General features: G+C 73.4%; 11 protein-coding genes and 1 pseudogene. 3 read left to right on the forward strand and 9 right to left on the reverse strand.

Going from position 1 to position 12,267, the window contains the following annotated elements; genetic code table 11:
- The 6 genes and pseudogenes from ACZ6R9_RS33385 to ACZ6R9_RS33410 all read right to left on the reverse strand — a co-directional run.
- Positions 1–134 (reverse strand): annotated as a pseudogene (locus ACZ6R9_RS33385) (sulfate adenylyltransferase subunit CysD); the annotation flags it as partial.
- Positions 135–139: 5 nt separating this feature from the next.
- Entirely contained in the window at positions 140–706 is a 567-nt protein-coding gene (gene cysC / locus ACZ6R9_RS33390) for an adenylyl-sulfate kinase (protein ID WP_465542504.1), read from the reverse strand.
- 47 nt (positions 707–753) lie between these two features.
- Positions 754–1,467 carry a phosphoadenylyl-sulfate reductase gene (locus ACZ6R9_RS33395; RefSeq protein ID WP_465542506.1) on the reverse strand — a complete coding sequence of 238 codons (714 nt, stop codon included), beginning with the start codon at positions 1,465–1,467 and terminating at the stop codon, positions 754–756.
- A complete protein-coding gene (locus tag ACZ6R9_RS33400) occupies positions 1,451–1,627 on the reverse strand; it encodes a hypothetical protein (RefSeq protein ID WP_380481949.1) in 177 nt (58 codons plus the stop codon). Before ACZ6R9_RS33400 ends, ACZ6R9_RS33395 begins: the two co-directional genes overlap by 17 nt.
- Positions 1,624–3,357 (reverse strand): nitrite/sulfite reductase, encoded by a 1,734-nt coding sequence (locus ACZ6R9_RS33405; protein ID WP_380481947.1) that lies wholly within the window; start codon positions 3,355–3,357, stop codon positions 1,624–1,626. Before ACZ6R9_RS33405 ends, ACZ6R9_RS33400 begins: the two co-directional genes overlap by 4 nt.
- 191 nt (positions 3,358–3,548) lie before the next feature.
- Positions 3,549–4,019, reverse strand: a complete 471-nt coding sequence (locus ACZ6R9_RS33410; RefSeq protein ID WP_465542509.1) for a putative leader peptide — start codon at positions 4,017–4,019, stop codon at positions 3,549–3,551.
- Between ACZ6R9_RS33410 and ACZ6R9_RS33415 the strand changes: the two genes are divergently transcribed.
- Both ACZ6R9_RS33415 and rsgA read left to right on the forward strand, forming a co-directional pair.
- Positions 3,937–5,010, forward strand: coding sequence for a YihY/virulence factor BrkB family protein (locus ACZ6R9_RS33415; protein WP_380481945.1), 1,074 nt, complete (start codon positions 3,937–3,939; stop codon positions 5,008–5,010). The two genes, ACZ6R9_RS33410 and ACZ6R9_RS33415, sit on opposite strands and share 83 nt — an antisense overlap.
- Before the next feature lie 413 nt (positions 5,011–5,423).
- Positions 5,424–6,506, forward strand: a complete 1,083-nt coding sequence (rsgA, locus tag ACZ6R9_RS33420) for a ribosome small subunit-dependent GTPase A (protein WP_380481943.1) — start codon at positions 5,424–5,426, stop codon at positions 6,504–6,506.
- A gap of 68 nt (positions 6,507–6,574) precedes the next feature.
- Here the strand turns inward: rsgA and ACZ6R9_RS33425 are convergent, their stop codons facing one another.
- From ACZ6R9_RS33425 to ACZ6R9_RS33435, 3 genes are all read right to left on the reverse strand, one after another.
- Positions 6,575–7,090: a methylated-DNA--[protein]-cysteine S-methyltransferase gene (locus ACZ6R9_RS33425; protein ID WP_380481941.1), complete on the reverse strand. Its 516-nt coding sequence runs from the start codon at positions 7,088–7,090 to the stop codon at positions 6,575–6,577.
- The gene (locus tag ACZ6R9_RS33430; protein ID WP_465542512.1) at positions 7,087–8,634 is read right to left on the reverse strand and encodes a DNA-3-methyladenine glycosylase 2 family protein; all 1,548 of its coding nucleotides are present in this window, start codon (positions 8,632–8,634) and stop codon (positions 7,087–7,089) included. The genes ACZ6R9_RS33425 and ACZ6R9_RS33430 overlap by 4 nt, the downstream gene beginning before the upstream one ends.
- A 101-nt stretch (positions 8,635–8,735) precedes the next feature.
- Entirely contained in the window at positions 8,736–9,248 is a 513-nt protein-coding gene (locus ACZ6R9_RS33435; protein WP_465542514.1) for a MarR family winged helix-turn-helix transcriptional regulator, read from the reverse strand.
- A 354-nt stretch (positions 9,249–9,602) separates the two neighbouring features.
- On the opposite strand from ACZ6R9_RS33435, the gene ACZ6R9_RS33440 reads away from it, so the two are divergent.
- Positions 9,603–11,588, forward strand: coding sequence for an MFS transporter (locus tag ACZ6R9_RS33440; RefSeq protein WP_465542516.1), 1,986 nt, complete (start codon positions 9,603–9,605; stop codon positions 11,586–11,588).
- Positions 11,589–12,267 lie beyond the last annotated feature (679 nt).

Below are 12,267 nucleotides of genomic sequence, written 5' to 3' on the forward strand. Positions count from 1 at the left end.
CCGGAGAACAGGATCACCGGCCGCTCGAACTCACCCGCCACCTCACGGAAGATGTGCACCGACTCCGCCTCCAGCGCGTCCAGGTGCGACAGCGCGAAGGGGGTGTCGTCGGTGCGGACCGGGCTGTCGGTCACGGTGCTCACGCGAGGCCCCTCTCGGTCAGGAAGGCGTGCAGTTCGCCGGCGGACTCGGTCACCGTCCGGCCCTGCGTCTGCAGGCGCAACTCCGGCTTCTCGGGCGCCTCGTACGGGTCGTCCACGCCGGTGAGACCGGAGATCTCGCCGGCGGCCTGCTTGGCGTACAGGCCCTTCACGTCCCGCTCCGAGCAGAGCTCGACCGGGGTGGCGACATGGATCTCCAGGAACTCGGTGCCTTTCGCGGCGTGCCGCTCGCGGACCGCGGCGCGGGAGTCGGCGAACGGGGCGATCACCGGGGCGAGCACCTTTACGCCGTTGGCGGCGAGCTTCTCGGCGACGAAGCCGATCCGGGTGACGTTGGTGTGCCGGTCCTCGCGGGAGAAACCGAGGCCCTTGGAGAGGAACTCGCGGATCTCGTCACCGTCCAGCACCTCGACCCGGTGGCCCTCGGCGCGCAGCCGCTCGGCCAGCGCGAACGCGAGGGTGGTCTTGCCGGCGCTGGGCAGCCCGGTCAGCCACACGGTGGCGCCGCGCTCGCGGCCCGCTGCCGGAGTGTCGGCGGTGGTCACGGTGGTTACTCCTGACGGTCGGTGACGGTGGAACAAACAACGGTGGATCAGAGGTGGATGCCGCACTCGGTCTTGCCGGAGCCCGCCCAGCGGCCGGCCCGGCCCTGCTCGCCCTCTCCCGGCTTGGCGGTGCAGGACAGTGGCGAGCAGCCGATCGAGGTGTAGCCCTCCCACAGCAATGGGTTCATCAGTACCCCGTGGGTCTGCGCGTACGCGTCCACGTCGTCCTGCGTCCAGCGGGCGATCGGGGCGAGCTTCACCTTGCGGCGTTTGGCGTCCCAGGCCACCACCGGGGTGTTCGCCCGGGACGGCGACTCGTCGCGGCGCAGTCCCGTCGCCCAGGCGTCGTACCCGCCCAGGCTGCGGTTCAGCGGCTCGACCTTGCGCAGCGCGCAGCACAGGTCCGGGTCGCGGTCGTGCAACCGCGGCCCGTACCGGGCGTCCTGCTCGGCCACGGTGAGCTTCGGGGTCAGCGTGATCACGTTGACCGGCATGGTCGCGGCGACCGCGTCCCGGGTGCCGATGGTCTCCGCGAAGTGGTAGCCGGTGTCCAGGAACACCACGTCCACGCCGGGCAGCACGGTGGACGCCAGGTGGGCGACCACCGCGTCCTCCATCGAGGAGGTGACGCAGAGCCGCTTGCCGAAGGTGTCGGCCGCCCAGCGCAGGATCTCCTGCGCGGACGCCTCCTCCAGCTCCCGGCCGGCCCGGACGGCCAGCGCCTCGTAGTCGGCCGCCGCGTGGTCAGCCACGGTCGTCATGGCCCGTCCCCCTGTCGGTGGCCGGCAACAGCCCGAGGAACTTCAGCTGGAAGCCCCGGCGGCAGGCCCGGCACTCCCAGGCGCCGTGGCCGCTCTCGGACGGGCGCAGGTCCTCGTCCCCGCAGTACGGGCAGTAAAAGGGGGCGGCGCGTTCGCTCACGACAGCTGCTCCTCGGTGGCCCGCACCGCCCACTGGGCGAAGCGCTCGCCGTCCTGACGGTCCGCCTGGTAGCGGGTCAGCAGGCGCTCGACGTAGTCGGGCAGTTCGGCGCTGGTGACCTTCAGGCCGCGGATCTTGCGGCCGAACGCGGCGTTCTCGAAGCCGAGCGAGCCGCCCAGGTGGATCTGGAAGCCCTCGACCTGCTGCCCGTTCTCGTCGGTGACCAGCTGGCCCTTGAGGCCGATGTCGGCGGTCTGGATGCGGGCGCAGGCGTTCGGGCAGCCGTTGATGTTGATGCTCAGCGGCTCGTCGAACTCCGGCAGGCGGCGCTCCAGTTCGTCGATCAGGGTGCGGCCGCGGTCCTTGGTGTCGACGATCGCGAGCTTGCAGTACTCGATGCCGGTGCAGGCCAGCGTGCCGCGGCGGAAGGTGGACGGGGTGACCCGCAGGTCGAGCGCCTCCAGGCCGGCCACCAGCGAGTCGATCCGGTCCTGCTCGACGTCCAGCACGATCAGCTTCTGCTCGACGGTGGTGGCCAGCCGGCCGGAGCCGTGTTCGGCGGCCAGGTCGGCGACCTGCTGGAGCAGCTTGCCGTTCAGCCGGCCGACCTTCGGCGCGAAGCCGACGTAGAACCGGCCGTCGTTCTGCGGGTGGACGCCCACGTGGTCGCGCCAGCGGCCGGCCGGCTGCTGCGGGCCCGGACCGTCCGTCAACTCGCGCTTCAGGTACTCGTCCTGGAGGATCTGCCGGAACTTGGCCGGTCCCCAGTCGGCGACCAGGAACTTCAGCCGGGCCCGGTTGCGCAGACGGCGGTAGCCGTAGTCGCGGAAGATGCCGACCACGCCGGCCCACACCTCGGGGACGTCCTCCAGCGGCACCCAGGCGCCGAGCCGGACGCCCAGCTTCGGGTTGGTGGACAGGCCGCCGCCGACCCACAGGTCGAAGCCCGGGCCGTGCTCCGGGTGGACCACGCCGACGAACGCAATGTCGTTGATCTCGTGGACCACGTCCAGCAGCGGCGAGCCGGAGATCGCGGTCTTGAACTTGCGCGGCAGGTTGGAGTACTCGGGGTTGCCGATGTACCTGCGGTTGATCTCGTCGATCGCCCAGCTGCCGTCGATGATCTCGTCGGCGGCGATACCCGCCACCGGCGAGCCGATCACCACGCGCGGGCAGTCGCCGCACGCCTCGGTGGTGGACAGGCCGACGGACTCCAGCTTCTCCCAGATCGCCGGGACGTCCTCGATCCGCACCCAGTGGAACTGGACGTTCTGGCGGTCCGTCACATCGGCGGTGCCGCGCGCGTACTGCTCGGACGCCTCGCCGATGGCGCGCAGTTGGGGGACCGTCAGCTGACCGCCGTCGATCCGCACCCGCAGCATGAAGTACTCGTCCTCAAGCTCGTGCGGCTCCAGGATCGCGGTGCGGCCGCCGTCGATGCCCTGGCGGCGCTGGGTGTACAGGCCCCACCAGCGCATCCGGCCGCGGAGGTCCGCCGGGTCGATCGAGTGGAAGCCGCCCTTGGCGTAGATCGTCTCAATGCGTGTCCGCACATTGAGACCGTCGTCGTCCTTCTTCATCTGCTCGTTGGCGTTGAGCGGGGTGAAGTGCCCCATGGCCCACTGGCCCTCGCCGCGGTGGCGGGTCGCCTTGCGGGCGGCGGGGCGGGCCGCGACGGCGGCGCCGGCCTGGGGCTCGTCCGGCGCGTCCGGCTCGGGGGTGCGGGCCATGGTGTCAGTCCTTTGAGCGGCTTGGCAGATGTGGGGGTGCTGGCCGATCCCCGGGCGTGACCCGCTCCCACCTGCGGAATTCAGCAGGCGGCGGGAGAGGTGACGCTGGGCCGGGGTCGATGGTGCGGGCATCCGCGACAGCGGGGACGCGCGGGCAGGGCGCCGGTGCGGTGGCGGCGTGCGAGTGGGGCTCAGATCACCGGACAGATGGCGCTGGACACGCGAAGGAGGTCGACGTGGAGTCGGCCAACTAGGGTGGTTCCGGCGCTAGACATGGCAAGAGATTCGCACGGCCGGTGACTCGCGGTCCACTGACGTCCGAATCCTGGACCTGAATGTTCCGCATGCCGGGACGGTTGCTCGCCCGGGGTCACTCCGCGCCCCACGGCCCGTCGGTTCCCGGCGGCGGCGCGTCGGTCGGCGAGTGCGGGCCGATACCGTAGGGGCGTGCAAGCAGCAGGCAGTACTCCGCATCCTTCCGGAGGGACCGGTCCGACCGCCGACCGGCACCCCCGTCGTCGAGGCGGACGCCGCCGCGCCGCCAAGCGAACCACCTGGTACCGCACCCTGTGGGCGCTGGTGAAGGACACCACCAACACCTGCGTCGAGTACCGCGTCACCGGCCTCGCGGCGGAGGCGGCGTTCTTCACGCTGCTGTCCATCCCGCCGCTGCTGCTCTGCCTGGCCGGCACCCTCGGCTACCTCGACGACATCCTCGGCGCCGGCACCATCGTGCGGCTCAAGGCGGACGTCATCTCAGCAGCTGGGACAGTGCTCTCACCGGGCTCCATCGACCAGATCGTCCAACCCCTGCTGGACGACGTCTTCGGCAGCGCCCGGCCGGACCTGATCTCGATCGGCTTCCTGCTCTCGCTCTGGTCCGGCTCCCGCGCGCTGTACATCTTCATCGACACCATCACCGTGATGTACGGCCTCGACGGCAAACGCGGCCTGGTCAAGACCCGGCTGATGTCGCTCGGCCTCTACCTCGGCGCGCTGGTGATCGGCTCCCTGGTGCTGCCACTGCTGGTCACCGGGCCCGGACTGCTGATCAACACCTTCCAGAGCTGGGCCGGAGTGATCACCTCGCTCTACTGGCCCGCCGCGATCCTGCTGCTGATCGTCTTCCTCACCACCCTCTACCACGTGGCCGTCCCCGTCAGCACGCCCTGGCGCGAGGACATCCCCGGCGCGCTGGTCGCCCTGCTGGTGCTGGTGGTGTGCAGCGTCGCCCTGCGGCTCTACCTGGTCAGCTCCGTCGAGGGCCACTCCGTGTACGGCCAGCTCGCCGCGCCCGTCGCCGTCCTGCTGTGGATCTTCGTGGTGGCGCTGGCCGTCCTGATCGGCGCCGCGATGAACGCCGCCATAGACCGCCGCTGGCCCGCCGTCGAGACCGCCGACGCCCGCGCCGAGGTCGAGCGCCTCACCGAGGACGCCGCCGTCCAGCGCGGCCGCGAGGCCGCCGCCCGCCGGGCCGCCGAACGCGCCGAACGCACCCGCCAGTTCGGGCTCGCCGAAGGCCACGACGAGGACCTCTTCGACGAGGAGGACGACGAGCCGGTGCCCAGCGAGTACCCCGAACGCTGGGCCGCGTTCCTGCCGCACGACGACGTCCGCCGGCGGCTGAGCCGGGTGCGGCGCAGGCCGCACTGAAACGTGTGGGGCGGGAAGCGGCCCCCGTCGGTACCTTCGGGTGCGGGCGGGGGCCGCTTCGTGTGCGCCGGGAGTGGCCGCGCGTGCCGGTGAGCCCGTGCGTCAACTGCCCTGCCGCGCACGGGCGGTGAGGCCCCGATCGGGTGGCGCGGAAATTCGGTGGCGGCGGGGGCGGGCGGGTACTAGCGTGGCGTCCGCCGATCGAGGGCACCCCAGGGTGGGGTGCGCGAGGCGTGTCGCAGAAGAGGAGGTGAGGACCGTGAGGCCTGTCCTTGCAGGTGTTGGTTCCCGCGTTCAGAAGTTCATCGAGTCCTGTACCCCCCGGTCCGCGGCCGACCTCGAACCGGTGTCGCCCATACGCTGACACCGCCGTCGTCCGGCCGGGGCCACCCGTTCCCTGAAGGGTTCACCCCGTGCTTTCCACGACCTCCGCTGCCCACCCGCTCTCCGGCCTCGGCTGGGACGAGGGCCGGGCCGCCGATTTCCGTCCGCTCGCCGAGGCGGGCCTGCTCCCCGGGCGGATCACCCGCATCGACCGCGGCCGCTGCGACGTGCTGCTCATCGATCCCGAGACGGGCGAGCCGACCACGCTGCGCGCCGACACCCGGCCGGTGACCGGTGCCGACACCATCCGCAACCCGTGCACCGGGGACTGGGTGGCCGTCGACCCGGCCGCCCGGCCGCTGCCCGCCGTCACCACCGTGCTCTCCCGCACCACCGCGATCATCCGCAAGGGCGCCCACAAGCGCTCCGAAGGTCAGGTGCTGGCCGCCAACATCGACACCGTCCTGATCGCCGTCTCACTCGCCGCGGAGCCCGACCTGGGCCGGGTGGAGCGTCTGCTCGCCCTCGCCTGGGAATCCGGGGCCGAACCGCTGATCGTCCTCACCAAGTCCGACCTGGTGCACGACGGCGACTTCGTCCGGGCGGACGTGGAGGCGGTCGCACCCGGGGTCCCCGTGCTGACGGTCAGCGCCGAGACCGGAGCCGGCATGGACGCGCTGCGCGCCCTCGCCACCGGCTCCTGCGCCCTGATCGGCCAGTCCGGCGCCGGCAAGTCCACCCTCACCAACGCGCTCGCGGGCACGGACACCATGACGGTCCAGCAGGTCCGCTCTGTCGACGAGAAGGGCCGGCACACCACCACCACCCGCGAACTCGTCCCCCTTCCGGGCGGCGGCGCCGTCATCGACACCCCGGGCCTGCGCGGCGTCGGCCTCTTCGGTGGCGAGGGCATCGACCTCGCGTTCGCCGACATCGACCAGCTCGCGTCCGGCTGCCGCTACGACGACTGCTCCCACCGCAGCGAACCCGCCTGCGCCGTCCGCGCCGCCCTCGCCGACGGCACCCTCCCCGAACGCCGCTGGGAGTCCTACCTCAAGCTCCAGCGCGAGAACGACTGGATCGCCTCCCGCACCGACGCCCGCCTCCGCGCCGAACGCGCCCGCCACCACAAGTCCCGCACCAAGGCGGCCCGCACCGTCCGCCGCACCTGACCTCCGCCCGGGCGGGTTCATCCCGGTCGGCCCGGCGGACCGAGGAGGTGCCGTCGGGCCGACGGCGGTCAGAACAGTTTGTCCGTGTCCTCGCCGCTCTCGTGGGCGAGCAGCCAGCGCTTGGCGTCGATGCCGGCGGCGAAGCCGGTGAGGCTGCCGCTGGCGCCCATGACGCGGTGGCAGGGGCGGACGATCAGCAGGGGGTTGGCTCCGACGGCGCCGCCGACGGCGCGGACGGCGCGGGGGGACTGGCCTGCGGCGTCGGCGAGTTGGCCGTAGGTGACGGTGGTGCCGTAGGGGATCTCGTCGATGGACTCCCAGATCCGGCGGCGGAACTCGGTGCCGACGGGGGCGAGCGGCAGGTCGAAGGTGGTGCGCTCGCCGGCGAAGTACGCGGTGAGCTGCTCGACGACGGGGGCGAGCGCCTCCGGGTCGGGCTGCCAGTCGGCGGCGGGCTCGGCGAGCGCGTACTTCTGGCCCGGCGCGGTGACGGCGGTCAGGGCGAAGCCGTGCTCCTCGTCGAGGGTGCCGCTGAGCAGCAGGGTGCCGAGCGGGCTGTCCATGGTGGTGAACACAGTGGTCATGCCGGTTCCTTGCGGGTGTCGCGGGTTCGAGTGGCGGTGTTTCGAGTGGCGGCGTGGTGGGCCGAGGCGGCCGACCACAGGTGGTGCAGGGCGTAGGAGCGCCAGGGTGCCCAGGCGGTCGAGCGGTCGGCGGCGCTGCGCGGCTCGCCGCTCTCGCCGAGGGCGCGCAGGCCGTCGCGGACGCCGATGTCGGTGGGGAGGAAGACGTCCGGGTCGGCGAGGGCGCGCATCCGCAGGTAGCCGACCGTCCACGGGCCGATGCCCGGGAGGGCGAGCAGGTCGGCGGCGGCCTGTTCGCGGTCCACGCCCGGGTCGAGCCGGACGGTGCCCGCGGCGAGGGCGGCGCACAGGCCGAGCAGGGCGCGGCGGCGGGCCTGCGGCATCGCCAGGTGTTCGGGATCGGCGGCCGCGAGGGCGTCGGCGGTCGGGAACAGCAGGCGCAGGCCGCCGTCGGCGGACGGCAGCGGGGTGCCGTACGTCTCGGCGAGCCGGCCGGCCAGGGTGCGGGCGGCGGCGACGCTGATCTGCTGGCCGAGGACGGCGCGGACGGCGAGCTCGTGCGGGTCGACGTGGCCGGGGGAGCGCAGCCCGGGCCGGGCCACGGCGAGCGGGGCGAGCAGCGGGTCGGCGGCGAGCCGGTCATCGACCGCGTCCGGATCGGCGTCCAGGTCGAACAGGGCGCGCAGCCGGTGCACGGCCGTGGTGAGGTCGCGCAGGTCGCTGAGGGTGAGCCGGCAGTCCAGCCAGCCACGGGCCCGATCATCGCCCGGGGCGAGCCCGTCGATCTCGGCGATGCCGTGCCCGTACGGGAGGGCCAGGGTGCGCCGGTAGGTGCGGGTGCCGGGGCGCGGGCCGGGGACGACCTCCTCGACGCCCGGGACGGCACGCAGCGCGAGGAAGTCCAGCAGGTGCTCGGTGTCGACGGCGCCCCGGTAGGCGAGCCGCAGGCCCAGCGGGCCGGCCGCGGCGGGCGAGCGACGGTGGCCGCCACGCTCGGTGCGCAGCGTGCTGGGGGTGCGGTCGTAGACCTCGCGGATGGTGTCGTTGAACTGCCGCACCGAGGCGAAGCCGGCCGCGAACGCCACGTCGGTGACCGGGAGTTCGGTGGTCTGCAGGAGCAGCCGGGCGGTCTGGGCGCGCTGCGCGCGGGCCAGGGCGAGCGGGCCGGCGCCGAGTTCGGCGGTCAGCTGGCGCTGGAGCTGGCGGGCGCTGTAGCCGAGCCGGTCGGCCAGCCCGGCGACGCCCTCGCGGTCCACCACGCCGTCGCCGATCAGCCGGACGGCCCGGCCGACCAGGTCGGCCCGGTGGTTCCACTCGGGCGAGCCCGGCACCGAGTCGGGCCGGCAGCGCCGGCAGGCCCGGTAGCCTGCGCCCTGGGCGGCGGCCGCGGTCGGGTAGAACGAGCAGTTGGTGCGCTTGGGAGTGGTGGCCGGGCAGCTCGGACGGCAGTAGATGCCGGTGGTGCGAACCGCCGTGAAGAACACCCCGTCGAAGCGGGCATCGCGGCTGTGCACGGCTCGGTACCTGGTCTCGTCGTCGATCACGCCATCCAGTCTGCGTCATCGCCGGAGGCCCGACTGGCGGAAATCGGACGTCGCCATGCCTGGCCGGACATCGCCATGCCCCGGCCACGGGCGCGGTGGTGTCAGCGGGTCGGGTCGGTTCTCGGGTCGGTTCTCGGGTCGGTTCTCGGGTCGGTTCCCGCGAGGGTGTGGGCGAGGTGGTCGAGGCCTGGGAGGGCCAGCATGACGGCCTCGCGGTCGGCGGGGGTGAGGCTCTGGAGAGCGGCGGCCAGGCGGCGTTCATGGGCGCTGCGCCAGTCACGGAGCTGCAGGTGGCCGGCTTCGGTGAGGGCGATGCGGGCGGTACGGCGGTCGCCCGGGTCGGGTTGGCGATCGACCAGACCGGCGTCGAGGAGCTTGGAGATCAGGCCGCTGACGGTGTTGGGCGCCAGGCGCTGGCGGGCAGCGAGTTCGCCGACCCGCATGGGAGCGACGGCGAGGGTCTGGAGAAGTTCGACCTGGGCCATCGGCAGCGCCTCCCAGGGGAACTCCGACCTGATGGAGCTGCGCAGGGCGCGGCGCAGTCGGGTGATCACATCGGTGAGCTGCTGGGCCCCGGCGAGTGCGTCGGGCGCGGGCTGGGGCTGCGAAGACATGGCGGACAGCGTAGCGCCAGGCGGTGTCGGCGCTGACCGCAGGCGGTGTCGGTGCTGACCGCAGGCGGTGTCGGTGCTGACCGCAGGCGGTGTGTGCGGGCGCTGACCTCAGGCGGTGCCGGTGCCGACCTCAGGCGGTGTGTGCGGGCGCTGACGTCAGGCGGTGCCGGTGCCGACCTCAGGCGGTGTGTGCGGGCGCTGACCTCAGGCGGTGCCGGTGCCGACCTCAGGCGGTGCTGGTGCCGACCCGGGTTCGCGCGCTGACCAGGGAGGACTGGTGCCGGGCGAGGGCAGATGCCTCGGTGCCGGAAACTGTCCTTGAGCGATTATGTCGGTGGCAGATATGTTGGGGTCATGGCCGAACCTGCCGTAGCCCCCAGGCTGCTCGACGCCCTGCAACGCGCCGAACGCCCGCGCCCGCGCGCCGTCGCACGCTGGCCGCACGCGCACTGGCTGGCCGTCGGCACCGTCTGCCTGGGCGCGTTCCTCGGCCAGCTGACCGCGAGTGTCACCTCGCTGGTGTTCCCCGCGCTGGAACGCCGGTTCGACGCGGGCTTCGCCGCCGTGGAATGGGTGTCGCTGTCCTACCTGCTGGTACTGGTCGCCCTGCTGGCCCCGGTCGGGCGGCTGTCCGACCTGGTCGGCCGCAAAACCATGTACCTGGGTGGTTTCGCGGTGTTCGCGGCCGCCTCGCTCGGCGCCGGACTGGCCGGCAACCTGGCCGTCCTGGTGGCCTGCCGCGCGGTGCAGGCCGTCGGAGGCGCGATGATGCAGGCCAACAGCGTGGCGCTGGTAGCCCGGGGCGTGCCGGAGCGGGCAATGCGCACCGCGCTCGGCATCCAGGCCGCCGCGCAGGCCCTCGGCCTCGCCCTCGGCCCGACCCTCGGCGGCCTGCTGGTCACCCACGCCTCCTGGCGCTGGGCATTCTGGGTGAACGTCCCGATCGGTGCGCTCGGCATCCTGGCGGGCTGGTTCCTGCTCCCACGAACCTTCCCGGAGGGGCGACAGTCCTGCGTCGGACGGGCTGGGGGCGGACGGACTGGCGGCGGGTGGATCGGCGGCGGGCGGCGCGGGGGCGTGTTGAGCGGAGACGAGTGGCGCGGGAATGGGCGTACCGGGGACGGGCGGACCGGCGGCGGGCGGAGCGGGAGCGGGTGGACCGGGGACGGGTTGAGCGGAGATGAGTGGCGTGGGGATGGGCGTATCGGGGACGGGCAGCGCGGGAGCGGGTGGATCGGCGGCGGGCGGCGCGGAGACGGGCGGAGCGGGGATGGGCAGCGCGGGGACGGGCGTATCGGGGATTGGCGGAGCGGGGATGGGCAGCGCGGGGACGGGCGTATCGGGGATTGGCGGAGCGGGGATGGGCAGCGCGGGGGCAGGTGGAGCGGGGGTGGGTGGACCGGCGGCGGGCGGCGCGGAGACGGGCGGAGCGGGGGCAGGTCGATCAGGAGTGGACGGACCGGCGGCGGGCTGAGCGGAGATGAGTGGCGTGGGGATGGGCTGACCGGGGGCGGGCAGCGCGGGGGCAGGCGGACCGGGAGTGGACGGACCGGCGGCGGGCTGAGCGGGAGCGGGCGGAGCGGAGGTGGTGGGCGCTTCGACCTGGCCGGGCTGGTGCTGTTGGCCGCCGCGTCCACGGCGCTGCTGCTGGCGCTGTCCGCCGCCTCCGGGCTGCCGCTGCCGGGCTGGGCGGTGGCCGTGCTGGCGGTGCTCGCGGTCCTCGCGGCGGCCGGGCTGGTCCGGCAGGAGCGGCGCGCGGACCGGCCGATCGTCCCGCCCGGGCTGGTGAACACCTCCGGCATTCGGGCCGGGCTGCTGGTGGCGCTGATCGGCTACCTGCTGCTGTTCTGCCCGCTGGTGCTGGAGCCCGTGGTGCTGACCGGTCGCGGGGTGTCCGCCGGCACGGCCGGAGTGGTGATCACGGCACTGCCCGCAGCGTTCGCGCTGGCCGCCACGGTCGGTGGCGGCCTGCTGCCGCGTGGGTGGAGCGACGCGACGCGCTGCCGGGTTGGCGCGCTGACCACTGCGGCCGGACTGCTGGTGCTGGCCATGCTGCCCGGGCCCGGGCCCGGCGCGACGGTGCTGCCGCTGCTGGTGGCCGGTTACGGCCTCGGGTTGCTACTGCCCGCCAACAACGCGCTGGTGATGCGGGCGATACCCGCGCAGAGCGCGGCCGTGGGCGGCGGCCTGGTGAACATGGTGCGCAGCCTCGGCACCGCACTCGGCACCGCCCTGCCGGTGCTCGCCGTCCACCTCGCCGGGGCGGCGTCCGGCGGCCGGGCGGTCCTGTTGCTGCTCGCTGCGGTTGCTGTGTTGGCGGCGCGACTGTCCGCTCGCTGACGCCACGTCGGGGTCGCCCGCCGACGCGTCGTCGGGGCCTGCTGACGTCATATCGGGAACGCCCGCTGGCGCATGGTTCGGTGATGCCCACCGCGTAAGGCAAGAACGCCCGCTGGCACACGGTTGGTGACGCCCGTCGGCGCGTGCTCGGGACGCCCGCCTACTGCCAGGAACGCCGCTGATCTGACGTCGGGAACGCCCGCCGCGTAAGGCAAGAACGCTCGCTGACCTCACGTCGGGAACGCTTGCTGGCGCAGGCGCGGGATCGCTCGTTGGCTTCACCTTGGGAACGCCCGCCGCGTGGGCCGGGAACGCCTGCTGATCTCACGCCGGGAACGCCCAGTGGCGCGCGGTTGGGAGCTCACCGGCGCACGCCCGGGGTCGCCCGCTGACGTTATGTCACGAGCGCCCCCGCCGCGTACGGTCGGGCCTGCTGACGTCATTTCGGGAACGCCCGCTGGCCGTACGGTTGGTGAGGCCCGTTGGCGCGCGTTCGGGATCGCTCGCCGCGTGCGGTCGGGTCGGGAACGCTTGCTGATCTCACGTTGGGCACGCCGCCCAGTGGCGCACGGTTGGGAACGCCCAGCGGCGCACGCCCGGGATCGCCCGCTGGTGTCATGTTGCGAGCGCCCCCGCCGCGTACGGTCCGGCCTGCTGACGTCATTTCGGGAACGCCCGC

The sequence above is a fragment of the Kitasatospora sp. NPDC048662 genome, assembly GCF_055587065.1.

Excerpts from the sequence above, each read along its gene's own strand:
- ACZ6R9_RS33395 (WP_465542506.1), bottom strand. The coding sequence starts at position 1,467 with ATGACGACCGTGGCTGACCACGCGGCGGCCGACTACGAGGCGCTGGCC.
- ACZ6R9_RS33405 (WP_380481947.1), bottom strand. The coding sequence starts at position 3,357 with ATGGCCCGCACCCCCGAGCCGGACGCGCCGGACGAGCCCCAGGCCGGC.
- ACZ6R9_RS33410 (WP_465542509.1), bottom strand. The coding sequence starts at position 4,019 with ATGGACAGCAGCGTGAAGAACGCCGCCTCCGCCGCGAGGCCGGTGACG.
- ACZ6R9_RS33425 (WP_380481941.1), bottom strand. The coding sequence starts at position 7,090 with ATGACCACTGTGTTCACCACCATGGACAGCCCGCTCGGCACCCTGCTG.
- ACZ6R9_RS33435 (WP_465542514.1), bottom strand. The coding sequence starts at position 9,248 with ATGTCTTCGCAGCCCCAGCCCGCGCCCGACGCACTCGCCGGGGCCCAG.
- ACZ6R9_RS33440 (WP_465542516.1), top strand. The coding sequence starts at position 9,603 with ATGGCCGAACCTGCCGTAGCCCCCAGGCTGCTCGACGCCCTGCAACGC.